General features: G+C 69.1%; 30 protein-coding genes and 2 pseudogenes. 5 read left to right on the forward strand and 27 right to left on the reverse strand.

The genetic code is table 11. The annotated features are described in order from the left end of the window. The first annotated feature begins 445 nt into the window (after positions 1-445). From ACIQIB_RS30095 to ACIQIB_RS30110, 4 genes are all read left to right on the forward strand, one after another. The gene (locus tag ACIQIB_RS30095; RefSeq protein ID WP_400761820.1) at positions 446-688 is read left to right on the forward strand and encodes a hypothetical protein; all 243 of its coding nucleotides are present in this window, start codon (positions 446-448) and stop codon (positions 686-688) included. Positions 689-949: 261 nt separating this feature from the next. Further along, a complete protein-coding gene (locus ACIQIB_RS30100; RefSeq protein WP_400761822.1) occupies positions 950-2401 on the forward strand; it encodes a restriction endonuclease in 1452 nt (483 codons plus the stop codon). A gap of 598 nt (positions 2402-2999) precedes the next feature. Further along, positions 3000-3449, forward strand: a complete 450-nt coding sequence (locus tag ACIQIB_RS30105; protein ID WP_400761824.1) for a DUF6093 family protein — start codon at positions 3000-3002, stop codon at positions 3447-3449. Further along, positions 3446-4054 carry a DUF6093 family protein gene (locus tag ACIQIB_RS30110; RefSeq protein WP_400761826.1) on the forward strand — a complete coding sequence of 203 codons (609 nt, stop codon included), beginning with the start codon at positions 3446-3448 and terminating at the stop codon, positions 4052-4054. The genes ACIQIB_RS30105 and ACIQIB_RS30110 overlap by 4 nt, the downstream gene beginning before the upstream one ends. Here ACIQIB_RS30110 and ACIQIB_RS30115 read toward each other — a convergent pair. From ACIQIB_RS30115 to ACIQIB_RS30225, 23 genes and pseudogenes are all read right to left on the reverse strand, one after another. Next, positions 3942-4226, reverse strand: a pseudogene (locus ACIQIB_RS30115) (transposase); the annotation flags it as partial. The gene ACIQIB_RS30110 and the pseudogene ACIQIB_RS30115 overlap by 113 nt on opposite strands. A gap of 40 nt (positions 4227-4266) precedes the next feature. Next, positions 4267-4491: a hypothetical protein gene (locus ACIQIB_RS30120; RefSeq protein ID WP_400761827.1), complete on the reverse strand. Its 225-nt coding sequence runs from the start codon at positions 4489-4491 to the stop codon at positions 4267-4269. Positions 4492-5297: 806 nt separating this feature from the next. Then, positions 5298-5525 (reverse strand): hypothetical protein, encoded by a 228-nt coding sequence (locus tag ACIQIB_RS30125; protein WP_400761829.1) that lies wholly within the window; start codon positions 5523-5525, stop codon positions 5298-5300. Positions 5526-6153: 628 nt separating this feature from the next. Continuing rightward, a complete protein-coding gene (locus tag ACIQIB_RS30130; RefSeq protein WP_400761831.1) occupies positions 6154-6693 on the reverse strand; it encodes a hypothetical protein in 540 nt (179 codons plus the stop codon). Between the two features lie 758 nt (positions 6694-7451). Then, the gene (locus ACIQIB_RS30135; protein WP_400761833.1) at positions 7452-7754 is read right to left on the reverse strand and encodes a hypothetical protein; all 303 of its coding nucleotides are present in this window, start codon (positions 7752-7754) and stop codon (positions 7452-7454) included. Between the two features lie 372 nt (positions 7755-8126). Continuing rightward, entirely contained in the window at positions 8127-8264 is a 138-nt protein-coding gene (locus ACIQIB_RS30140) for a hypothetical protein (RefSeq protein WP_400761835.1), read from the reverse strand. 87 nt (positions 8265-8351) lie between these two features. Then, positions 8352-8840 carry a single-stranded DNA-binding protein gene (locus ACIQIB_RS30145; protein ID WP_400761836.1) on the reverse strand — a complete coding sequence of 163 codons (489 nt, stop codon included), beginning with the start codon at positions 8838-8840 and terminating at the stop codon, positions 8352-8354. 229 nt (positions 8841-9069) lie between these two features. Continuing rightward, positions 9070-9630, reverse strand: coding sequence for a hypothetical protein (locus tag ACIQIB_RS30150; protein ID WP_400761838.1), 561 nt, complete (start codon positions 9628-9630; stop codon positions 9070-9072). A gap of 546 nt (positions 9631-10176) precedes the next feature. Beyond that, positions 10177-10680: a hypothetical protein gene (locus tag ACIQIB_RS30155; RefSeq protein WP_400761839.1), complete on the reverse strand. Its 504-nt coding sequence runs from the start codon at positions 10678-10680 to the stop codon at positions 10177-10179. An 81-nt stretch (positions 10681-10761) separates the two neighbouring features. Further along, positions 10762-11508 carry a hypothetical protein gene (locus tag ACIQIB_RS30160; RefSeq protein WP_400761841.1) on the reverse strand — a complete coding sequence of 249 codons (747 nt, stop codon included), beginning with the start codon at positions 11506-11508 and terminating at the stop codon, positions 10762-10764. Beyond that, the gene (locus ACIQIB_RS30165; protein WP_400761843.1) at positions 11505-12221 is read right to left on the reverse strand and encodes a GGDEF domain-containing protein; all 717 of its coding nucleotides are present in this window, start codon (positions 12219-12221) and stop codon (positions 11505-11507) included. The genes ACIQIB_RS30160 and ACIQIB_RS30165 overlap by 4 nt, the downstream gene beginning before the upstream one ends. 89 nt (positions 12222-12310) lie before the next feature. Beyond that, positions 12311-12613, reverse strand: coding sequence for a hypothetical protein (locus ACIQIB_RS30170; protein ID WP_400761845.1), 303 nt, complete (start codon positions 12611-12613; stop codon positions 12311-12313). Positions 12614-12713: 100 nt separating this feature from the next. Continuing rightward, a complete protein-coding gene (locus tag ACIQIB_RS30175) occupies positions 12714-13022 on the reverse strand; it encodes a hypothetical protein (protein WP_400761846.1) in 309 nt (102 codons plus the stop codon). A gap of 314 nt (positions 13023-13336) precedes the next feature. Next, entirely contained in the window at positions 13337-13759 is a 423-nt protein-coding gene (locus ACIQIB_RS30180; protein ID WP_400761848.1) for a hypothetical protein, read from the reverse strand. Between the two features lie 73 nt (positions 13760-13832). Next, positions 13833-14117: a hypothetical protein gene (locus tag ACIQIB_RS30185; RefSeq protein WP_400761849.1), complete on the reverse strand. Its 285-nt coding sequence runs from the start codon at positions 14115-14117 to the stop codon at positions 13833-13835. Further along, positions 14114-14383, reverse strand: a complete 270-nt coding sequence (locus ACIQIB_RS30190; protein ID WP_400761851.1) for a hypothetical protein — start codon at positions 14381-14383, stop codon at positions 14114-14116. The genes ACIQIB_RS30185 and ACIQIB_RS30190 overlap by 4 nt, the downstream gene beginning before the upstream one ends. A gap of 317 nt (positions 14384-14700) precedes the next feature. Further along, entirely contained in the window at positions 14701-15327 is a 627-nt protein-coding gene (locus ACIQIB_RS30195; protein ID WP_400761853.1) for a hypothetical protein, read from the reverse strand. After that, positions 15324-15758 carry a hypothetical protein gene (locus tag ACIQIB_RS30200; RefSeq protein ID WP_400761855.1) on the reverse strand — a complete coding sequence of 145 codons (435 nt, stop codon included), beginning with the start codon at positions 15756-15758 and terminating at the stop codon, positions 15324-15326. Before ACIQIB_RS30200 ends, ACIQIB_RS30195 begins: the two co-directional genes overlap by 4 nt. Before the next feature lie 3 nt (positions 15759-15761). Next, positions 15762-16301, reverse strand: a complete 540-nt coding sequence (locus ACIQIB_RS30205; protein ID WP_400761857.1) for a hypothetical protein — start codon at positions 16299-16301, stop codon at positions 15762-15764. A gap of 63 nt (positions 16302-16364) precedes the next feature. Beyond that, on the reverse strand, positions 16365-16829 hold the full coding sequence (locus tag ACIQIB_RS30210) for a hypothetical protein (protein ID WP_400761859.1): 465 nt from the start codon (positions 16827-16829) through the stop codon (positions 16365-16367). 71 nt (positions 16830-16900) lie between these two features. Then, positions 16901-17713 carry a hypothetical protein gene (locus ACIQIB_RS30215; RefSeq protein ID WP_400761861.1) on the reverse strand — a complete coding sequence of 271 codons (813 nt, stop codon included), beginning with the start codon at positions 17711-17713 and terminating at the stop codon, positions 16901-16903. After that, on the reverse strand, positions 17710-18318 hold the full coding sequence (locus tag ACIQIB_RS30220) for a hypothetical protein (RefSeq protein WP_400761863.1): 609 nt from the start codon (positions 18316-18318) through the stop codon (positions 17710-17712). The genes ACIQIB_RS30215 and ACIQIB_RS30220 overlap by 4 nt, the downstream gene beginning before the upstream one ends. 170 nt (positions 18319-18488) lie before the next feature. Continuing rightward, a pseudogene (locus ACIQIB_RS30225) lies at positions 18489-19352 on the reverse strand (transposase); the annotation flags it as partial. Between the two features lie 260 nt (positions 19353-19612). Here ACIQIB_RS30225 and ACIQIB_RS30230 point away from each other — a divergent pair. After that, positions 19613-20278, forward strand: a complete 666-nt coding sequence (locus tag ACIQIB_RS30230) for a hypothetical protein (RefSeq protein WP_400761864.1) — start codon at positions 19613-19615, stop codon at positions 20276-20278. Positions 20279-20462: 184 nt separating this feature from the next. Here the strand turns inward: ACIQIB_RS30230 and ACIQIB_RS30235 are convergent, their stop codons facing one another. From ACIQIB_RS30235 to ACIQIB_RS30250, 4 genes are all read right to left on the reverse strand, one after another. Then, positions 20463-21011: a hypothetical protein gene (locus ACIQIB_RS30235; RefSeq protein ID WP_400761866.1), complete on the reverse strand. Its 549-nt coding sequence runs from the start codon at positions 21009-21011 to the stop codon at positions 20463-20465. A gap of 161 nt (positions 21012-21172) precedes the next feature. Beyond that, complete coding sequence (locus ACIQIB_RS30240) at positions 21173-21448, reverse strand: hypothetical protein (RefSeq protein WP_400761867.1); 276 nt, start codon at positions 21446-21448, stop codon at positions 21173-21175. 88 nt (positions 21449-21536) lie between these two features. Beyond that, positions 21537-21953: a hypothetical protein gene (locus ACIQIB_RS30245; RefSeq protein WP_400761869.1), complete on the reverse strand. Its 417-nt coding sequence runs from the start codon at positions 21951-21953 to the stop codon at positions 21537-21539. Between the two features lie 172 nt (positions 21954-22125). Then, positions 22126-22464, reverse strand: coding sequence for a hypothetical protein (locus tag ACIQIB_RS30250; RefSeq protein ID WP_400761871.1), 339 nt, complete (start codon positions 22462-22464; stop codon positions 22126-22128). Positions 22465-22507: the final 43 nt, after the last annotated feature.

The raw sequence follows: 22507 nt of genomic DNA on the forward strand, positions 1-22507 counted from the left end.
CAACACCTCTCCTGCGGCCAGGCGGAAAACGCCCGGCCGGTGGACGAGAGCCGCAGCACCCGGCGGGCACGCGCTCCCCTTCGCAGCTTAGGACGCCCGTCTCCTGGATCTGCACACCACTGGCCCCCGGCGACCACCCTGGTCGCGGTCGGCCACAGCACCTGTTGGCGCCTCGTCGAAGCGGCACTCAACCGGCGCCGCCGCTGACCGTCCTGGAACACCCCCGGCGCGCCCTCTCCACCCTCGCGGACTACCTCCAGACCGGCTGACAACCACGCCCCGTACCCCGCGCCACCTGGTCCGGGCGCCCCGACCCAGGTGCTGATTGAAGGAGACCCCACTTGTGCTGGACCACACGGCACCGACAGCCCCGGGCGCGCGGCCCCCCGGAGCAGAGCCGACCGCAAGCAGCCCGACGAACCTCACTCTCATAGGAAGAACCCCCGTGAAGCACCGCTCCATCGCCATCGCCGCCATCGCCGCCGTCGTCGCAGGACTCGCGGCCTCCGCGTTTGCCGCCGCCGCGACGACCGAGATGCCGATCTGGACTGCTCCGGCAACCACCCAGGTGGCCGCCGACACCCCGATCTGGACCGCTCCGGAGAAGGCCTCGGAGGCCTCCGGCCTCCCGCTCTGGGCCAGCCAGTCGGCCACCGACCTTCCGATCTGGTCGGTCTCCGGCCGCTAACCGGCGTGTGGGCACCGCCGCATCTCCTCAGTGAAGAAGGAGATGCGGCGGTGCCGCTGGCGATCCAAGCGCCGGCTGTACCCCGCCCACGCTGTCATCCTGCTCGACCTGAAGGCCGCTGGAACGCCTCGGTGCCCGAGGCGAAGCGGGCCGGGCATCCACCCCCGTCTAGTGCCGGCACGGATGGGTGGCTGTCGGCGGGCGGGGCTACGATCGCTGCCCTGTCGGCAAGAGACGTTCACCGCAGGAGGGCAACGGCACATGGCACCGGCATCCGGTCAGGACATCGAACCGGCCGAGTACGACCCGGACCGCGACCTCGGGGCGCTGCTGCCACCGGGGCCGTGGGATGACCTGGGCGCAGAGTTCACCCGCCTTCACGCGGCGAGCAACGCCCACGGCCGCGGCACCGACCTGGAACGCCTTCTTGACCGGCTGTTCCGTCGCGCCCACTTCACGGTCAAGCACAATCCGCCCGCCGCCGACCGGCAGATCGACCTGATGATTTCCTCCCGGGATGGCACGTTCATCGTCGAAGCCAAGTGGGAGTCCACGCCAGCGGGCCAAGATGTCGTGGACAACCTCCGCGTGCGCGTCAAGGAAGTCGGCAGGCAGGCGGTCGGCGTACTGGTGACGGTCGCGGGGATCACCAAGCCGTCCGCGGATCGCATCGTCCGGTACCGCGAGGAAGCACTGATCGTGGTCCTTGACGAGGCCGACATCCGGGTGCTTCTCGAAGACCCGTACGAGTTGGCCGGGATGCTCGGGTACAAGCGCACCCGGCTGGAGATGGACGGTCACGTCCACCTTGGCGCGGAGGGCACGCACCGGCAGGGCTCGGGGCGGCAGCAGGCTCAGGTTCTGCCGGACTCGACACGGCAGATCGTTGCCCTTGATGGCACGCCTCAGCCGTCCGCCGACGCGCCGGGTCGTGTCACGCGGGCGGTGTTCACCCTGGATCTGCCGGACCTCGACTGGAACTACTCCGGCGGTTTCGGGGTGTCGCTCGACGTGCCGATCGGGTTCCGCACCGAGGCCGAACTCCTGGACGCCTTGCACCGTCTGAATGAACTGGGCTGGCTCAGCCGGCACACGCATTGGACGATCCAGAAGTCCGGCAGGGTGTGGCACGGAGTCGGCGCCCGGTCGTTCGAGGCCATGCTGCCAGGTTGGCGGGATCGGGGCTCCAGCGACGGCCCCCAGTGGTTCGGCGAGCGCATTACGCTGTTCGACAAGATCCAGGATGGCTGGTTCTGTCTGAGTGCGGATCTGCACTGCGGTGAGTCCCGCCGGGCCGCTTTCACACGGCTGTCCTTCCACCTTCCCGGTGTCCCGGTCGACCAGGGGCCGCTTCAGCAACTCGTCGGGCAGTTCGGTGTACCGCTGCGGGGCTTCTACCGGCCGCTGTCCGCCCCGTCGATCACCCGGGGTACGGTCGAGCTGCCGCGGCCAGTGCTCGAAGTCGTCGGCCGGATCACCGAGCAAGGCCACGACGATGCCTGGACCGTAGGGGTGGTCGCCAAGAATCCGTACTTCGAGGCCGCGTCCAAGAACGCCCCGGACGGCTGGCCCTGGGAGCTTGCCGAGACGGGCCTCCTGGTGTGCGCGGTGCGCTCCCAGCACCCGGCGGACCTCGGCCCGTACACGTTGTGGTCGTGGGAGAGCTCGGCGGCGGCGGACTCGACCGTCATCAAGGTCATTGTGGACTGGTAGTGCGTCTGGCACCGGGGCCCGGGTCGGTGCTGGAGCCGATCCAAGGTGGGCGCCATCCGGCCGGACCTCATGGCGGTGTCGCCCAGTACGTGGGCCTGTTGGAGGAGGGCTGCCGACCGGTTCGGCATGCGGTGGCGGCAGTGCCGGGATCACAAGGGGTTGTTCCACCAGAGGTCACGGGCGGCTTGTTCCTCCAGCCACTCGCCGTTGTCGTCGCGGTGGACCAGTGCGCCGGTGCCGTCGGTGCGTTCGCGGTGGCCGCGCGGCCGACGGCAGTGCCCGTTGTCGGGGCCTTCGTGGCCGCAGGCGGGTTACAGGCCGAGGCGAGGGAACGGCTTGTCGATCATGCGGCAGACGATAGCGTCGGCCCGCCCGTGTGAGCCCCACCAGCGGGAGTCCCGAGCCGGGTGAATGGGGCCGGTAACTGTCCCCATAGGTAACTGTCCCAAACCGGGGCCCGGGACAGTTATCCCCAGACTGTTGACAACGCGTCCGGGAAGCGGCCCAGCGCCCCCTGCTGCGTCGGGGTGGCTGACCAGGTGGCCCCTCCCGCCAAGAGGGCTGCCCGCGTGTCGGTCGTGGTTCCTACGCTTGGATCATGACCACCCCACCCCCCGGCCCCAGCACCGGCGTGCCCGCGCCCGGAGGCATCATCTCCGCCGTTGAGCGGATCCTCCTGTCCGACGAGGAGGTGCGGATCTCCGCACCCGGCCCGCAGATCTTCGATCCCAACACCGGCCAGTACGTGCCTGGCCCCGACGGCGTGGCCTACGAGGGGCCCGGCCTTCACCGGGCGTCCGGCGGTCCGGGGCTCGTGCTGCGTCTGGAGGGCCAGCCGTACCGTGACGACGGCGACGGCCGGTACCTGCTGTTCACCCCGCTGTCCGCGCCCGTCGCGGCCGAGGGGAACACGGTGACCATCGTGAAGAGCAAGGACTCGGCTGCGATCGGCCGCACCTTCCATGCCCTCGACCCGGGCGAGACGGGCGGCATGTCCGTCGTGCGGACGACGTGGATGCGGATCGCGAAGACGGGCGGCGCGGCGTGAGCACCCCCACGGCACCCGTCGATCTTGAGGCGGTCCAGCACACCCTGGAGACGACCGTGATGGTCGACGAGGTGAAGATCAGCAGGCCGACCGGAACACCACCGCTGGACGTCGAAACCGGACTGGTGGGGCCCGCACCGACGATCACGGTGTGGCAGGGCGCCGGAGCCGTTCTCTCCGCTCACGGCCTCGCCGCTGTCGAGCACCTGGTCGGCGGCCGGTGGCTGGAGGACACCGCGTCCTGGTACGGGCTTGTCACCCCGCTGTCGGCGCTGCTGCCGCAGCGCGGCGACCTGGTGACCGTGGTCGCCGCCGCGTTGCCGACGGCCGGCACGGTTGGCCGCACCTTCCAGGCCCTCGACCCTGGCGAAGCAAGCACGGTTGCTGTCGCCCGGATCACGAGGCTCGACGAGATCGGCCGGGAGCCGGCAGGTGTGTGGCAGGGCCCCGCCGGGGGTGTGGAAGACACTGTTGGTGAATTCGGGGCCCTGATCACTTCGCCCCGTCGAGCTGGTGCTCGGCGGGGCGAAGTCGTGCGAAGTGGCTGGTGCGGGTGCGGGCCCGGGGGGTGTCGGTCAGGTGGGCGTCGATGCGGACGAGGTTGATCGCGGCGCCGGTGAGCTGGTGCTGGAGGCTGGTCTTCGCCAGGCCTTGGTAGCGGGATCTGCGCAGGCCGCAGCGTCCGACGCCCTGGGAGATGGTGCCCTCGACCCCGGCGCGGATCTTGTAGCGGTCCTTCCAGGTGTCGGTTCGCTGCTCGGCGCGGGCCGCGCGGAGTGTCCCGATGAGGAGCGGGGCCCGCGCGGCCCGAGGAGGGTCAGAAGCCGATGATCCGCAGGTCGGCGACGGACAGGGCGTAGAAGGTGTGCCCGTCCGGGCCCAGCGCCACGTCCGAGGCGCTCAGGCCCGGGACGCCCTCGCCGGGGGCGACGGCGTTGGTCGCAGTGTCGATCGCGAGGAGCGAGGCGTCCTGGGAGAGCGTGTACAGCCGGGTGCCGGCCGTCGGTGCTGGCCCGTACCCGGACCGGGGCGGGTGCGGCACGGCCGGGCGCCGGGCTGCCGGGTGCTCTGTCTGGGAAGGAAAGTAGCCACGAGACGGAGCCGGTCAACACCCCAACCCCAGTGGGTGACAGGCCCGTTCAGGCCGGGTGAGTGGTGGCTCTGAACGGGCGGCCGGACGCGGCGCACCCGCCCCGCACCGGGCCTCCCCCTCCTGGTTGCCTGAACGGGAGCGACGGCGGACACGACGGTGCGCGCCCGCCGGAGGTGGCCGCCCCCGCACTCCCGCACCCCCGCACCCCCGCCGGGGAAAGCCGGGGTGCGGGAGCGGCCACGGCACCTGCAACCCGCCCCCGAGGGAAGGGGGCGAGGGACAGGGAGCGGGAAGGTACCCCGGCCCCCACCCGGCCGCACCACGAGGGGAGAGCACACACCGCCTGGCGGCCCTGGGATGCCGGCCAGGGCCGCCGGAAACGCAACGGCGACACAGCCGGCACCAGGCCTGGAGGGGGGCCGGCCGGGGCATCAGCAGCGGCGTAGCCGGTTCCGTGTCCTGGCCGGGGGTGAGGCGCAGCGCGCGGTGCGGGTCGGGCGGTGGTGTGGTGGCACAGCCGGACGAGTCGTGCGCGGCCGGGCGGTGGTGTTCAGCCGAGACGAAGGTTCCGCCGTGTGCGGATGATCTAGTCGATCAGGCTGCTGGCCTCGACGAGTTCGTAGTCGGCGGGGAACGCTTCGATCAGCTCGGCGGCCTCGGTGAGCGCAGCGCTACGGGCTCCATCGAGGACGGCGCCGAGCCGGTCGATCTCGGCGAGGGTGAGAGCGGTGCAGGGCGGGCGTAGACGGTCACGGCTACGGCTCCCCGGCGTCCTGGACGAGCACGTAGCCGCTGCGGCGGGGTTGCCCGGTTGCGGTGACAGCGCTGGCGTGGAGGCGGCTGGCGAGAATCTGACGCTGGCGCTTGCCGGTGATGGCGTCGACGACCTGGGCCCGCACGTCGCCGGGGGTGTAGCGGAGGATGCGGGTGGTGACGCTGCTACGGGGGTCGCAGTCGCGGTAGACCTGGTGGCGCTTGATCATGTGGTACCTCCGGGTCGCGGGAACGAGGCCGCTGGTCTGCGGTGCCGTCACACGGCGGGAAGCGACCTCGAACTGAATCTGGATCGCGTGGCCTCATCGCTTGATCACCGGGCGTCCTCGGCTTTGCCATCGGCGTTGATCCGCCATCCGGTCACGCGATCGGTGACGGATACACGGTCGAGGAGGCCGCGTCGTTCCCGGCAAGCAACCCGCCTTCGAACGCTCAGGTGAGACCGCTGCACTCCGTTGCTGACGGCCAGACCCCGAGCAGTGGCTGGGCCCCGGCTGGGAGCCGGCAGCCGGGACGGACGGTCCGTCGGAACCATCCCGGCCGGGATGGGAGCAGCACCGCGTCGGCTTCGAGGGCCGGCGTTGGAGCGGGCGCCGCCCTGCCGGTTGCCGTGGGCCGACGGGGTCAGGGGGTGTCTGAGATAGGGGTGTTGGCGGCGAGGAAGAGGCGGGCGGCAGCGAGGACGTCGCCGTCGAAGCCTTGCCGAAGTCGGGCGAGGGCACGCGGACCGTACCTGTTGACCAGGTCGGGGGTGACGTCGATGTGGTCGCTGGCGGCGGACGTGTCCTCGGTGACGCGGCCGTCCGCGAGCGCGCGTATGGCGTCCCCTGCGAGGTGTCATCCCTCCAGGTACGGGTTGTCGTACCGGGCGGTGAGTTCGGGGTGGAGGGCGGCGAGGTCGGCGGGCGTGGTGTCGGCCGCCGCCTGACCGCTGATCAGTGCCTCGGCGTAGGCGGCGGTGAGACGCAGAAGTCCCAGTTCCCACCCTTGCAGTTCGAGGCTGAGGAGGACCTCGGTCGGGGGGAGCGCGGGGGCGCCGGGACGGGCGCCGCGCTCCTTCATCCAGCCGGACAGGGCGGTGACGGTGTGCTGGTGGCGGTACTCGGTCGTCAGCAGCGGGGCGTCGGGGATGTGCCAGGCGCCGGTGCCGTTGACGCTGATCTCGCCGTGGGCGGTGGTGAGCTGCCACAGCACGGTGTCGCCCTGGTCGTCGGGTTCGAGGTAGAGGACGTGGTAGTCACGGGATCCTGCGGGGCCGGTACGGATGGTGAGCTCGACCGCGACGGCGCGGTCACCGGAGTGGTCGGTCCTCTCGGCGGGGATTCCGTGCTGAGAGAGAGCGGTCGCGAGAGCGTGTGCGGTAGCGGTGGGGTCCATGGTGTGCTCCGGTGAGTTGGTGGACGGCTCTGAGGGCCCGGAACGGATCGAACGGGCCCGCCTACCCGGGGACAGGCCACGCGGCGAGGAGAGGCGCGGTAGCGACGGCCGGCCGAAGAGCGTGGTCTCCTTCGAGATCGCAGCCGGAGGGAAGGCGGAGCCGCTCAGCGTGTCTCGCTGTAGCCGCACTCGGAGCACGTGTGCGTGACCTTCTTGGTCCTCTTGCTGGCGCGGACACCGTGGGCGTTCGACTCCATGTCGATGGTGCAGTTCGGGCAGTTCATGGCTCGACTCCTGACGCGACGAGGATGTTCTTCAGCGCCAGATCCGGATCAGCTCCGCTGATCGCTTGTGCTCGCTGCCTTCACGGGGCGAGTAAGGCGAGCCACGAAGAAAAAGAACACAGCACCCCGGCGCCGCAACTGCCCGAAGGCAGAGCGCGCACCGGGGTGCTGGGGAAGCCGGATCCGCGGAGATCTCCAGGGACGCGCTGCGGGGATCAGCTGCAGCGCTCAGGAATCGAACCTGTTCCGCGGTCGGTCTGCACGGTGTGCCTACTGGCGCACGCCGAGGATCAGTCGGCGCACTGCGGATTCGAACCGCTCCGTGCAGAAGTCGTGGTGGTCTCTCGTCGATCGCCGGCATCAGCTGTGCTGATGACTCAAGAACAGTCGAGGTCTGGCCGGCAGTGGGGTCAGATCCGGTTGAGGACGTCGAAAAGCAGGCCGCGCCGGCGGGCGCCCCCGGAGGGGGCGGGATTACGAGCGGTGGGCGGCGGTGTTGGGGCACGAGGCGTGGTCGAGCGTTCCCTTGCCCCGGCAGGCGGGACAGCGGGTGTTGAGCATGTCCAGCAGCAGCGCGTCGAGGGCCTGGACAGTCGCGGCGTGGGTGCGCTGGTCGCGGTCGTGCCCGATCGCGGCGGCCTCCAGCATCCGGCGGGCGAAGAGGTCGATGGCCTTGCGGACGCCTCCGACGCTGCCCAGGTCCAGGGCGCTGATCTCGGTGTTTACGGTCCGCTGGTGGGGGCGTCGGGCGGGGACGGTCGGGGCGGTAGTGCTCAAGTCGGACTCCTGTCTGGGCGAGTTGGGTGGGTGGTGCCGGGGGAACGGGCTCCGACGGACCCGGGGCGGCCCCCGATCTGTCGTCGACCGCCCGAGTCAGCTGTGCTGATGTGCGGGAGCAGAAGGGTGGTGACGAGGTCGTCGGCCGGGGGCGCATCGGCGTCACGCAATGTGATCGCGCAGGGGAAGGTCGGGCCGGACGCGGCGCAGGTCGTCGGAGGTGTTGCGGTGGGAGTCGCTGGCGATGTTCACGAAGCGCGCCCCGCACCCCGTCCCGGGCTTGGGCGTCAAGCCCGGGACGTCGGTGTGACGGAGCGCGGCCGTGAGAGTGGGCCTGCCGCAGTGGCCACAGCGGGATTCGAAGGCACCGATTTAGAGGGTGGCGGTGGTCTCTTCCCGCTTGCCGGTGAGGTTGATCCGGACGCGGGACCGCAGCCTGGTATCGACGGTCTTGTCCTGCGGCTTGGCGGTCTTGCCTGTGAGGTTGATACGGAGTCGGGACTTGGCCATGTGCTGCTCCTTCGCGCAGTGAAGATGATGGGGCCCACTCCGTGAGCTCAACCAGGACCGCCGGGAGGGGTGAAGCTCGACAGATGGTCAGGCGGTCGGGAAGGGCAGCTGCTCGTCCACGGCGCTGGCGTACGCGACGGCCGGAGCGACAGCCGCGACCGGGGCGGGAGCCTGGGCCTGCAGGGCCTGGTTCCGGGCCTCGGCGTTCTGCACGCGCTCGTTCAGGCGGGCCTGGGTCACGGAGCGCGGCTCCAGGAAGGTGATGTCCTCGGAGATCACCTTCAGGTCAAATACCAGCTCGCCACCCTTGGAGTACCGGTCCATGCGGAGCGTGTAGCTGACGGCGACGAGGTCGCCCTTGTGGATGTTGGTGTAGGGGCCCGCGCCCTGGGTCTGTGCGCGGACGAAGGCCTCGACGGGCACGGCGTCCGCGTCGCGCTGGTTCTGGGCGTTGGTGTAGGCGCGGTCGGTGAAGACCGTGAACAGGACCTTCTTGGAACCGTCCCTGTTCTCGAAGACCTTGGGGTCGTTCGCGAGTCGGCCGATGAGCTGTCCGTTGTTGCGGGGGTTCGCCATGAGTCTTCTCCTCGAAACAGCAGAGCGCCCGGATCGATGTCGCCGTCCGCGCGCAGTGGGGTGGGGTTGGGTCGCTGAGATGGTCAGTTGTCTGTCATGCCACCATCCGGATCAGCTTCGCTGATCAGATGAAGTTCTCTTTCAATGCTTCATCCGAATCAGCTGCGCTGATCGAATGCTTCGTCATTCCGAGTCCCGAATCGGCTTCGCCGATCAGGCTCGATCGGGCTCATCGTCGGGCCTCCTCGACGGTCGGGATGCCGTTGAAGTTCGCAACCCATGCTCCCGGCGGTCCGCTCAGGCGGGCCGTTGCGGTGCCGTCCGGGCTCTGAGCCCAGCCGGCCAGCGCCGACCGCCGGGCGTCCTCCTCGTTCAGCGCGGTGACCGTAGTCGTGAGCGGCACCGTCAGGGTGACCGTGAACGACTTGAACGGCGGCAGGGTCTTGCGCCGCGCGTGGTACTTCCTGCGGGCGTGCTGGAAGTGGACCAGCTCGTCCACGTACTCCTGCATGCTGACGAAGGAGTGGGCGCGGTCGTGGGTGTCGGTTTCGATCGAGCTGAACCTCACCCACTCACCCGTGCGGACGCCGCCGGGGCCGGAGCGCTCGTAGATGACGTCCGCAGGCGCGCCTGCGGCCTTCGCCTCGGCGCACCGACCCTCGATGTACTCGCTGTAGGAGCCGAGGTGGACGGACCAGGCGACCAGGTGGAGGTAGCCGTGGTGCTTGGCGGGGTCGGTGACGTGCTGGTTGGCTCCCCCATAGGGCGGGTTGAACGTCGGTTCCTGCACTGTCAGTTCTCCTTCACGGTGAGGGCGTGGTTGGTCTCGATTTCGGCGCTGTCGTTGTTCTTGCCGAGTTCGATCAGGCTGATCGTGCGGCCCTGGACCTGGTTGCCGAGGAGCTGTATGACCGCTTCGGCGATCTCTTTGTGGGGGGGCGTATCTCCCCGGGGTACTGCAGCTCGCCGTCGCAGTGCGGGTCGTCGGGCTTGGGGGTGGCTTACAGGTAGATGAAGCAGGCCACGGTCAGTCCTTGGTGGTACCGATCGGGATCTGGGTGGGGAGGAGGTCTAGGAAGCCGAGCGGTTGGAGGCATTCCTCCTACTGTCCGGTCTCGTCGGCGTGCAGGAGGTTCAGCAGGATGTGCAGTTGGAAACCATGGAGGAACTTGTCTTACACCGCCCGGACCTTGGGGCAGTTGTCGCAGAACTCGCGCTCGTCGTCCTTCCCCAGACTTCGGTCACGAGCCTCCAGCCGTCGGGCGTGGCGATCACGTCGATCGGGGCGAGGTCACCGGCACCGAGGTGGGCGTGGTCCAGAGCCGTCGGGCCGCGGTCAGTTCTCGGATCGGTGGGCGTGGACGGCGGAGTAGCGACTGAGCCAGCCCTCGACAGTCGAGCGCAGGTGCGTGTGCTCGGGCTGGTAGTAGTCCTTGTAGTCGCGGACCCTGCTAGCGAGCAGGAAGGAGACATGGTGGTCGCCGGCCGCGACCGGAACGTTGTCCCAGTCGATCGCGGCGAGCTGCTCGAAGGCGGCGGTGCCGTCGTCGATCTGCTGTACGGCGGCATAGTCCTTGCCGTCGGCGACTTCCAGGCGGGCGAGGACGTCCCGCGGGTTGCCGTTGCCGCGCGCAGCCCACCACTGGGAGTTGTCGGCGGTGTAGCAGTACGCGGCCCACTTCGTCTCGCTCTGGTTGCAGTCGACCATGTAGCCGAGCCCGCTGGTGGTCCCCTCGGGCTTGAGTATCCCGACGTTGTACTTGAAGCGGCTGGGCAACTCGGAGGCGCGCCTGCGCCAGTTCACGCCGTCGAGCGCGGGGGCCTGGGTCTTGCTGGTCACGGATGTCCTCTCATCGGTACGTGCTGGCGAGGCGGCCACCCGCCACGCCGCCGAAGGGGCGGGCGGAAGCTGACCGGACGTTCAGGTGTCGTCCTTGTCGACAGGCACGCGTGCGTCGTTGAAGCAGTAGGTGACGGCCGGCTCGCCGGGGTGGTAGTCGATGGACTTGATCCGCCACTCGGCCGGGTCTTCCTCGTTGTCGTCGATGAAGGCCCAGTTCGCGGTAGCCATGGCCTCGTTGTCGTTGACGAGGTAGGAGTACTCGCCGCGGCACGGGTCGTAGTCGTTGATGTACGTGAACATGAACGACCCGCCGTCGGGGTACCGGTTGATGCCGAAGCTCGGTCCCTCGGTCACCAGGATGTCGAGACCGTCGCCCATGTGTTCTGTGAACATCGGCCGGTTCATGATCTCGTGGTGCTCGACAGTTCTGTAGACGAAGTGCCGCTGGATCAGGTAGAGCGCTCGCAGGAGCGTTGCGGCGTGGGCGATGTGTTCGCCGTCCAGCGTGATGCGGTAGTCCGCGCCGTCGTAGGTGCCCTTCGGCATTTCAATGACGATGTAGGTGCGCGGGTGCGCGCCGCCGATGCGGACCTCGCGCTTTGTCGCCTCCACGGACTCGCCGACGCTTACCCACTCAGTGACGGTGCCCACGACCCTGTCGGCCGTGCCCCGGCGGTTGTAGCGGTACTCGGTCATGAAGTCGTCGCCGAAGTGGTGGTGCATGTTCTCGTACTCGGTCTCGGACACCGGGTCGAGACCCAGCGGTTCCAGGCACTTGTTCTGCGCAGCACGGACCTCGGCAACGGGGATCCGGGTGTCGTTCACTTGGATTCCTCCCCGGTGTTGGCGGCGGTGATCACGGGGCACCGATCACCCCACACGCTGGTGCCCGGACGTCCGGCCCGGCGGCCGTTGATGGACGGCACCGTGCGGTGCTGCGCCGTCGCGAGGACCGCGCGACCCGACTGCTTGCCGTCGTAGAGAGCGGCGTCCGCGGCCCTCTGCAGCACGGTCAGGTCGCGGGAACCGACCGAGGCCGGGGTCGCGGCGCCGACCGACGCGGCCACGTCGACGGTGCTTCCGTCGTCCAGCGTGACCGGGGTGTGCAGCATCCGCACCAGCTGCTCCAGGCGCTGCTCGAGGTTAGCCGCGGTCAGCTCCAGGACCACGGCGAACTCATCACCTCCGAGACGGCCGACGGCGGCACGTGGGCCCGCCCAGGCGGTGAGCCGGGCGCCGAATGCTGCGAGGACGGTGTCGCCCGCCGCGTGTCCGAGGCCGTCGTTGATCCGCTTGAACCTGTCCGCGTCGACCATGACTGCGGTTGTGTCGTCGCCGTGGCGGACCAGGAGCCGGCGGGCGCGGGCGGTATAGGCGTCGCGGCGCAGAAGGCGGGTCAGCGGGTCTTTCTTCGCTGCGGCGAGCTTCATGTGGAGCGCGACGGCGTGCACCACCCAGCCGGTCAGCGGCACGGCTGCGGTGGCTACCAGGAGGGTGCGCGGGCCGAACCGGCCCCTGGTGCGCAGGACGAAGTGCATACTGAGGTATCCCTCTCGTCTCGTACGGGATGGGTGGCCCGGGGCAGCCGTCGAAGCCGGTCAAGCAGAGCGGCTGTCCCGGGGCAGAGCTACAACTCGCAGGTGCTGGGCTTGGTTGAGCGGTAGAGGTTCGCCCAGCGGCCCGCGGTTGCGGCGGGCCAGTCGAGCGCCCAGCCAGGCCGGAATCCACGGGCGCCCCAGCCGTCCGGCCGGCCGTGGGGGACCTTCCGTCCGACCTCCGTCGCGGCGCGTGTCGCGTCGTAGACCTCGTGCGCGATCCGTAGGGCGGCACTGCGGCTGTCGGCCCGGCCGGTGAAGACGTGCAGACCGCGCACGCCGGTCTGCACGGCGCTTCGCATCGGGACATTCACCTCGAAGTAGAGCAGCGGCACGTCCGTCTCCTCTCTGGGTTGAGGGGCCACTGCGACCGCTCCGGCCCCGGCGGGTGCGAGGTCCGGGGCGGCACAGAGTGCGCTCAACTCAGGCGGGGGCTCAACTGGCCGACGCGATCGCGCCGCGCAGGTGGATACGCGCTTGGGCCAGGAGCGCGGCCTGATCGGCGCCGGGTTCGGTCAGAGCGTCGGTGAGGTGGGTGGCGGCGGAGTCCAAGTGGTCGCTGGCGGCCCGGAGTTTGCCGAGACTGGAGTCGGCGAGGACGTCGCGGACTTCTTCGACCAGGTAGATGAACCGGTTCGGGGTGAGCCCACGCGGCGGTTCGCTGCCGATGAGGACCGCGAGCTCCGCGGTGAAGCAACTGTCGAGCGCGGTGAAGGTGTCGGTCCGGGTGGTCTGGACGGCCATGAGGGCCTCCTCGTCAGAAGTCGAGCCGGATGGTGATGGGGGTGCTGGTGATCGCCGTAGTCGCGGCAGGGGTTGTGGACGGTGCGGCGGTGTGCGGCAAGGGCGGCTGCGCCGACTGAGGAAGAGTCGGTGGTGCAGTCCGGGCAGCCCTGCCACCGTGGCCATCAGCGGAGAGTTCGGCCGGGGTGAGCGGGTGCAGGTGCGGCCCGTCGGCGGCGAGGCTCACTGGACCTCGCCTCGGGCCAGCTGCCGGGGGGCGAGCACCAGGAGCTCCGTGGCGAGTGATACGGCGCGCGGGTGGATCTCGGGCACGCTCACTCTTCGGTCTCCTTCGCGCCCTCGGCCTCCTCTGCGGCGCGGGCGTCCACGCGCTCCCGCGCGGTGTCGGTGATCAGCGGGCAGGTCTCCGTGACGCAGTTCTCGCAGGAGGTGCACTGCTCCTTGTGGCAGTCGTGGCCACTGGTCTCAATGGCGTCGGCGAACTTGGCGCGGACCTCGGCGGGAATTCCCGAGTTGGACGCGGAGTCGTACATCGAGCAGGCCCACGCGTGGTCGTGTCCGGAGCGGCCTGGGTCGATGACGTGCTCATGGATGCCCTGGACGGACGGGAAGTCGAGCTCCTTGCCGTCGAGGAAGTACTGGGTCTGCGGGTTGCCGTCGCCGTCGATGTAGACGATCACGTCCGTCCTCGGCCCGCTCTCGATCTTCGGCAGCACCTTCGGTCCGAAGTTCTCCACGGCCGCGATCCGGCGGTCTCGTCGTCCAACTCGTTCATCGTGGCCCTTTCAGCAGAAGCGCGGCGAGAGACGCCTACGACTTCTCGGCCTCGACCCGAACGTTGTGGGCGAGCTGCCTGTCGAACTGTGCGTCCGTCAGCTTCTTCGTGCCGTCGGCTGCGGTCACGCCGACGTTCTCGCGGACCTCCTTGACCGTTGTGAGTAGCTCGGCGTCGGCGTCAGCGTCCCAGCGGGAGCACTGGACGGCGAGCTCCCACATCCGGATGCGGACCCACACCATCTCGGTGTTCCGTGTGGTTATCTTCTCGATGCCGACGATCCGCAGCATCTTCGCCAGGTGCTTCTGTACGTCGTTCACCGGTGCCCCTTCATCTCGCGTACCAGGTCCAGGAGCTCACCCGCGAACTCGGTCCTGAGCTCGCCGATGAGCTTGCGGCCGGGGTATCCCTCGGCAGGGTCCGGGATGTTCTCGTACACCCGCGAGTGCCCGATCCGCTCTCCGCTGGCCAGCCGGAACCGAAGCCCGTCGACCTCACGCAGCATCCCGTCGTACGACAGCCCATTCTTGATCGCCAGGTAGAACACCCACGTCACCTCGACGCGCTGCGTGCCAATCAGACTCATGTTGAACTCTCCTGTAGGAATTTTCGGCTGGGCCTCGACTAGCTTTTGGGGGTGGGCCGGATGTTGACCCATTCGTCGGCCTGGTGATCAAGCCACTCGAACACGTCCTGGTCCCCGGACTGCGTCTGGGGCCGGAGAACCCAGAGGTAGTCCCTCTCCGGGAGGGGCTTGCCGAGTGGTGCCGTCCGGGAGGGTGTGCTTCTACACGTAGCCGTGGACCGTGTCGTGGGCGATCCTGCGGATGACGAGGAAGCCGCTGGTGTAATCGTTGTGCGCGGGCAGGAGGTCGACGTGCTTGGCGAGTCCGGGCAGCACGCTCACGCCTCCGGGGTGGGGAAGATGCGGTACTGGCGGATACGACGTCCGACCGGCCCCCAGGCCCCGACGATTTCCTGCACCGAATCCGAGGACATCAGCCGACGTGGCATCCACGCCAGCACATCGCAGAACGCAGCCTCCGGGGACCACAGCCGCACGAAGTGCTCACCGCGCGTCCACGTGGCGAAGGCCAGGCTGCCCGAGTCGGTCACCATGTTGTGGAAGTGCCACACGACCGTGCGCTCGCCCTTCCCCTCGGTGTTGTCGATCTCCCCGGTCCGCGGCAGGTCCGGCTGCCGCTGTCGCCAGTGCCTGCCGCAGGCGCGGGCCTGCTCCAGAATCTCGTCGGCCAGTTCCGTGCCGGCTGGCGTCAGCGTGTACGTGCACGGGCCGCCGTCCGGGTCGTCGGGCTCAGGAACGATGTTCAGCAGGCCACGGCGCTTGAGGCTCCACGTCACGTCAACCAACTCGGCGATCGGGTTCGTGGTCTCACGGTGAAGGATCTTGCGCAGGCGGTCGGACTCGACGCCGGTCCAGGGGTGGGCCAGGGCAAGCAGCAGGACCTGGCGCTCCAGCTTCCGCTCGGGCGCCAGGTCCTCGAACCAGTCGAAGTAGGACTCGGTCACCAGCGGATGTTCTCCTCGTTCTCGTTGCTGGGCTTGCGCCACTCGAAGACGCCGGGGCTGACGTAGGTCTCCACCAGCTCCCCGTTCTTGATCAGGTCGATCTCGGCCCGCTCCTCGTCGGTGAACTCGCGGTACCGCCAGTGCTCGTCCGAGAGCGGCAGCCTGGTCGTGTCGAAGGACTGGCCCTGGAGGCGCACGCCCTGCTCACGGGCGGCGTCGACCTCCGCCGCGGGCGCGATGCGGCGCTCCGGGCAGTTCTCGCAGTACGCGCCCCATCGCTCCGGGTTGCCCTCGCGCGGGACGAACTCCAGGACGTGCGTCGCCTCGTTGTCGCAGAACGCGGCGCTGCACGTGACGAGCATTCCGCGGCTGTTGAACCGGGGGCCCGACCCGGTCGACAGGCCGCAGGGGAGCTTCACTCGGTTCTGCATGACTCACCTGTTCCAGTTCTGGTCGTTGGTGACGGCCTCGACGAACGTTCCGGTCGTGTGCTGGGGCGTCTCGGCCGCCGCAGGCTCGTCTTCGCTGTCCTCCTCAGGCGTGTTGGCAGGCGTGTAGAGCCCCAGGTCCGCCAGGAGGCGGCCCATCTGGATGGCGGACTCGGCGATGTCGTCCTCGGCTTTGAGGCGGATGTGGGCCTCGCAGCTGTCCGTCCCGAGCGCCTTCTCGAAGTCGTCGTGCGCCGTCGCCAGCTCCGCCGCCCCGGCCTGTACCCGGTTGATCTGCTCGGCGCTGAGGACCACGGAGCCCTCCGGGGCGACCATGAGGCCCAGGCCCTCGGCCATGCGCTTCGCGTAGCTCTGCCACCCGGCCTCGCGGGTGCCGAAGTACGCGCCGTTGTCCTCACCGAGGAACCCGGTCGCCCAGGGGTCCCGGGTGCCGCCGCATGCGAGGATCAGCATCCGGCCGTCCGGCATCGGGGTCCGGTGCACGATGGCGCGCCCGGCGTAGCTGTAGGTGTTGTCGGTCTGCATTCGGTTCCAATCGCGATGGCGCCCCCGCGCTCTGCGCGGGGGCGCTGCCAGTCAAGGGGTGGTTCACGCCTCGTCGGTCTCGACCGAGACCAATTCCGCGGAGACCCGGCGGCGCTCGCCGCTCATGTCGCGGATGAGGACGTAGCCGGTGTGCTTGAGGCCGTGTTCGTAGGGTTCGGTCTCGGTCTCGATCACGGTGCAGAGGGTCATGAGCCGGCCCCAGAGGGCCTTCGCCCCGGCCTGCGCTTCGAGCGTGGCGCCCCACATGTCGGAGGCCCAGAACCGGGTCTCCTCGTCGGCGATCTCCTCGAAGTGCGGGTACTCGCCCACGACATCCGGGGGGACCACGAAGTTGATCTTTTCGGCCTTGCGGACCCAGACACCGTCGTCGCGCCGCCTCTCCAGCCCGATGGCGGCCAGCACCATGCGGCCCTCGCGTATTGCTGCGGCGTCCTTGTCGTCCAGGTCCTCCAGCCGGTACCCGCGAAACGTGCTGCGGTGCTGCTCGGCGACCACGATGCGGTACATCACAACCTCCTTCGGAAACGAAAAAGGCCCTGGCGGAGTTGCCGGGCCCCTGGACTGCTGCTGTTCCGACCTCACCCGGCAACGGGCGCCGTCTGCTCCTTCCAGGTGGCGTACAGCTCGGCGGCCTTGGCCGGGACCATCCACGGGAAGGCGTCCGCCCACTCCCGGTACACCTCGCCGTCGGACTTCTCGTAGGAGGAGTCGGCGGCCGGTTCGATGATCAGCTCCGGGTTCTCGGTCAGCTCGGCGATGGTGGGCCGGCTGTTGCGCTCGTAGAGCATGACCTGGTGCCCGAGCTGCCCGAGCTCGTCGTCGATGAAGCACTCCTCACACAGGCGGACGCGCTGGCCGCTGACCTTGTGCAGGATCATGACCTCGGCGCCCTTGTACGAGTGGAACCCGCAGCGCAGGCACCGGTAGTAGCCCTCCCCGTTGGTGGCGCCGTGATGGATCGCCTCCCACTCCCTGACGATCTCGAAGTCATCGAGCGCGGGGGTGGTTTCCGTGAGCGGACCCAGCCAGCCGCTGGTGTGGTGGTCCAGCTCGACGTACGCGGAGCGCGGCTTGACCGGCCGGCCGCGGTAGGCACCTCCGTTGGCCTTCCGGAACTGGGAGATCTTGCCGTAGTGCAGCTCCACATGCCCGCTCTTCGTGCTGACCGTGACGCGCACCAGGTCGCCGATTCCGTACGGGCGGCGGTGCTTGTCGACGGCGGTCCGCCAGACTTCGGCTTCCATGGCCGCGCCGTACCCGCCGCCGCTCCGCGCCGTGAAGGCGTCCCGTGCGATCCCGGTGATGTTGTACGCGCTCGGCTCGCGCCCCTCCGCCGTGAGCTTCTCCACGATGGCGTTGCGTACCGTGCGAATGCTTCCGTACCCGCTCATCCCTTACCTTCCGAACCAGTGATGGACTGCTGCGCGCCCGGCGCGGGAATCGAACCCTCGCCTGCACCGCGCCGGGCTGCTGAGGCCGGACCCGGCTCCGCCCGATCGAAGACCTTGCCGCCGGGCGTGACGACTCTGGCGAAGTCCCCGTAGGTCTCGAAGATCACCTTGATCGCGTCGCTGAGCGTCGCGGTCTCGACGGTGTCGCACCAGGACCGGTGTCCCGGCTGGTCCTCGACGTACTGCTTGATCTCGTCCTCGGGCATGTCTGCGGTCGCCACGTCGAGCCTCAGCAGGTCGCAGTCCTCGATGTCGATCTCGCCGCCGAGCGTCCAGTTCTGCGCCATCTCGAACTCCTCGTTGTCCAATTCCGAGCCGTACACCTCATCCGAGATCCCCGGCATGTCCCGCATTCCTTCGACCTTGTCCTGATAGACCAGCCGAACCGCTTCCTCATGGTCGTCCGTGGTCGAGTAGTGCATCCCGAAAAAGTCCTCCGGGAACTCCTCGTCGTCATCCCATTCGTAGTCATCCGGGGCCGGTTCACCACCGGTCAAGGCGATCCGGCCGTTGTCGGTGTAACGCCCGGTGAGCAGATATCCCATGGACACCCCCTAGCCTCTGTGTTTCGCTTCGGTGTGGTTGAGCTGGGCTGATCCTCGTAGCGGAGGGTCGCGAGGGTGCTGTCGGACGGTGGGCATGCCGAAGGCCCGGCGCGATGGCCGGTTGCTCCCGGGGTCCTCGGGTGGTGGGCGGTCAGTGGCGGTTTCGTCTGTCACGTGGCTGGTCGGGGCAGTGCGACGAGGCGACTGAACGCGCTGGTCAGTTCGTGGCGCCAGGGCCAGGTGCCCGCGATCCGCAGGTAGAGGCGGCGGGCTCCGCGTGTGATCCGGTCGGCGGCGTGCAGGAGGCGGTAGCGGAGCTTCTTGGGCTCGGCGGTGGCCAGCTCGCCGTCCAGCAGCAGGGTTCGCGTCCAGGCCAGTAGGTCGATCGCGGTCAGGGACAGTTCCAGCCAGGCCTGGTTGATGTGGAAGTGGCGGGAGGGGAAGCGGCCGAAGCCGGTGGTCTTGCCGCTGGGGGTACCCCCGGACGGAGTCTGGGGGAGGATGTGGTCCTCGACCCGGGCGTGAGCCCGGTGGCGGACCTCCAGGTACTGGACCGAGCCACCGCCGGCGACTGGCGTGTCGGTGAGGAAGACCTGGTGGCGCATGCCTTCGTCCTGGTCGAACAGGAACAACTGGGCGCCCGGGTGGGGACGCTCGCGGCGGGCGATGATGCGGGTGCCGTCCGGGTATCCGGTGAGGTCGGCCAGGCCGGACAGCTCAGCGACCTCGGCGCCGGCGCGAAGGGTCCCGTCCTGTTCCGGTGCGGGGTGCCAGACCTGATCGGGTAGGACCCGGATGGCCTTGCGGACCTGTTCGGTGACGGCGTGCCCGACGGAGAAGGTGGTCTGGATGCCTCGCTGTCGCAGGGCGCGCAGGTGGGCGAGGAAGGTCTTGGCGCTGCCCGCGCTGTCGGCGCGGACGAGGACCGGGGTGCCGTGGCGGTGAGCGTCGGGGATCTGGGCGAGGGCGGCGTCGATGACGGTGATGTGGTCGGCGGCGGTGTTCGCTCCGGCGTTGCCGGGTCGCAGGAGGCCGGGGGTGGTGCTCACGGGGGTGCTCCTTGTCGCGTGCGACTTCAAGCACGAAGCCGAATCGCTAATTTGGATGACAAAAATTTATCAACTTGGGTCGAACGAGGCCCCCGTTCCACAAGGCGATGCCCCGTCAGGAGCAGGCCCAGGCAGGCCCTCAGCTGGGGAGATTTCCGGGGGCGGTGAAGACCTGGGCCGTACAGTCGTCCCAACGACTATGCAGAACGCGGTCGCGTCGGCAACAACGAATGAGGGCACCAACCTTGGCAACCACCTCCGGCACGAATACCGCCGTCGAGTCCACCATCGCCCTGCTGCAGGCACGACTTCCCCAGCTCGAAGAGGAACAGGCCGCCCTGGAAAGCAAGTTGGCGGAGGTCACCGAGAACCTCGCTGCGGTACGCACTGCCCTCAGCAGCCTGCAGTCGATCACGCCAGCGCTTCTGGAGGCGGACACCGCGGTGACCACCGAGCCTGCCCCTGCGGTCGAGGAGCGGGAGCCGCTTCCGGTCGGCGAGGCACCAGCGGCGAGGAAGAAGGCGGCCCGCCCCCGCCGGGCCGCTGCCGCGAAGCAGCCCGGAAAGGAGACGCCACGCAAGGGCCGCAAGGCTGCTGCGGCGCCCCCGGCCGCCGAGGAACCGGCAGCTGCTGCGGCGCCCCGCAAGCGGGCCTCGAAAAAGGCCGCAACGTCTAAGGCCTCCGGCAAGGCGGCTCCGGCCGGCCGATCCGGCAGCCTCTCGGACGCCATCCAGGACGTCCTGGCCAAGGCCAGCGCACCGCTTCGGGCGAAGGAAGTCCTCCAGGCCGCGGGCTTGGACGAGACCAGCAACAACCTCGCCAACGTCACGGCGACGCTCGGGCGTCTCGCCGGCCAGGGTCGGGCGCAGCGTCCCAGCCGTGGCCGGTTCGAGGCAGTACCGCAGGGCTGACGGCGCCGAGGCGGGGCAGTGCCCCGGAACCTGCTGATCGGCGCTCAACTGCCCCGGCGGACCGCCGCCGCTGACACCTCACTCCCCCGCCTGCGGTCCCCGTGCGGCCCCACTACGGTCCGCGCGGGGAATCGGGCAGGCTGTTTCTCGTTGCGCCGCGTCGTGAGGGTTACCCGCCCCCGGGTCAGAGTTCGGTGATCTGCCCGTCAAGGCCGTACCCGAACACGCGGTGCGACTTGAACGGTGCGGGGCGAAATACCGGAATCTGACCGCCACCCCGTGCAGGTGACATGAGGATGTCGTAGGAGCGCGTGATACCCAGCACCCACCGCTGCGGCTTGGCTTCCACCCACCCGGCGCCGGTTGTCGCCCCGGCCAGCACGTGGTTCTCGCTCGCCCGCCGGGCACGCTCCAATCGGATGTGCGGGCACAGCGTCAGGGATGCCTCGGCGCAGGCGGGGTGCATGGGTGGGTCGTAGTAGCTGCGCAGCTGGAACGGCTTCTCGCCGCCGAGGAACGCCACCCAGTAGCCGAGGTCGCCGCTGCAGATCGCGCAGCGGCGCTGCTGGGCGAGCCACAGGCTCTGCTCGGAGTTGATGGCGGTGAAGTCGTGGGAGTCGCCGTGCTGGGAGACAGCCGGGATGGGCAGCTTCCGTCGCGGATCGACGGGGAGTTCCGGCATGCGCTCCGGGAGCTTGGCCAGGAGCGCGGCAACGTCGGGTTCGATGGGCATCGGGGGTCCTTGTCCGGCTGGCCGGGCACGGGCCTGGCCTTCCTCGGGTGGTCAGCGGGTGACAGCGGAAGCGAGTTCAGCGGCTCACGTAGGGCGGCCAGGAACGCTTCGTCTCCGTGACGGTGGGGCCGACGGTCGGCCCCACCACACACCTGTCGGGGTCAGTCCGTTGTCAGGCATGCCAGCCCGAGGGCGACGTCGCCGAGAGAGAAGTCCGACAGTTCCAGCCGCGCGAGTCCTCCAACGAGTACCTCGACCCGCATAATCCCGTACCAGCGCCGGTCACCGGCGGGGTTGTCATCCCACTCGAACGTGCTGCCGGGCGGGCAGTCTTCCAGCGTCTCGGCTCCGTCGAAGTGCTCGTGCGGCTCGCCCCAGGCCGTCCTGTATACCTGGGCGGCGCGGTGGGCCTGCCACACAGAGGGGAGAGTGGACATCGGGGTGAGTTTCTCCTTGAGGTGAGGGGGGACGGCGGGGCCGGGCCGCCTGCTGCCGCTGTGGTCCGGGCCTGAGCGGGAGATGCGGTTACGGGGTGCTCGCCGGCCGTCCGAACTCACCGGCCAGCACCGCTATGACGAGCCCGAGCATCTCCACGGCCTCCTCGGCGTGCCGGTCGGCGACCGCGTCGTAGTCGTTGCCGAGCAGTGCTCCGTCGGCGTCCTTGTACGGCGCGAGCTCGGCTTCGTGGCGGGCCAGCATGGCTGCATGCGCGTCGATCAGAGCGTGGAGCACGGTCTGGCCGTCCCCTTCGGGGATGTCGGCGGCTTCGGCGAGGTCTCGGTCCTGCCACATCGCGGCGCAGTGCAGCCATCCGGCCAGGTTCTGGATACGCGCGCTGTATGCGCGGTCCCACCGGTGAAAGGGGAGGGCCTGGGCCTCGGTAAGCTGGGTGAGAACTTCGGCGATATCGGCGGGGCCCGCGTCGCGCGGGAGCGCAGCCAAGGGAGTTTTGAACACGGCGTTCCTTTTCATGGTGAGTACAGGCGGACGAGGCACCGTCGGGGAGGACAGGCAGCGTGGGGTGGCCGAGGCCGGGCGCGGAGGCAGCACTGCCGTTCAGATGTGTCGCACTTAGCCGCTTCCGAAGGTCGGGCGCGGATGTCAGAGGGTGGGGCTACTCCCAGAGGCCGGCCACGCACAGGTCGGTGACACTGGGTAGTTCGGACAGGATCGAGTGGAACTCCTGCGGCTCGTACTTCCCCTGGCGCGTGGCCTTGATCAGCCGCAACCAGAGATCGATCTTCACGGGAGATTCCTCGTGGTCGCGTGTGGCGATGTATCCGGCGTCCATACACGAGTGCTGGACTCTGTCGACGACCGTGATCAATTCACCGAAGGCGATCCGGTCTCCTCGCCGGGGAACCGGGAGTTCGCCCGTCTCCCAGGCGAATTCGGCGGGGTGCTCGACCCCGTCGTATTTGAAGCCGAGGTCGAAAACCGCGTAGACGCGCACCACTGTTCTCCTTCTCTGACTGGTCCGGGTAGCGCCCTGTGCA

The sequence above is a fragment of the Kitasatospora sp. NPDC092286 genome (genome assembly GCF_044755565.1).
In the GTDB taxonomy this organism is placed as follows: domain Bacteria; phylum Actinomycetota; class Actinomycetes; order Streptomycetales; family Streptomycetaceae; genus Kitasatospora.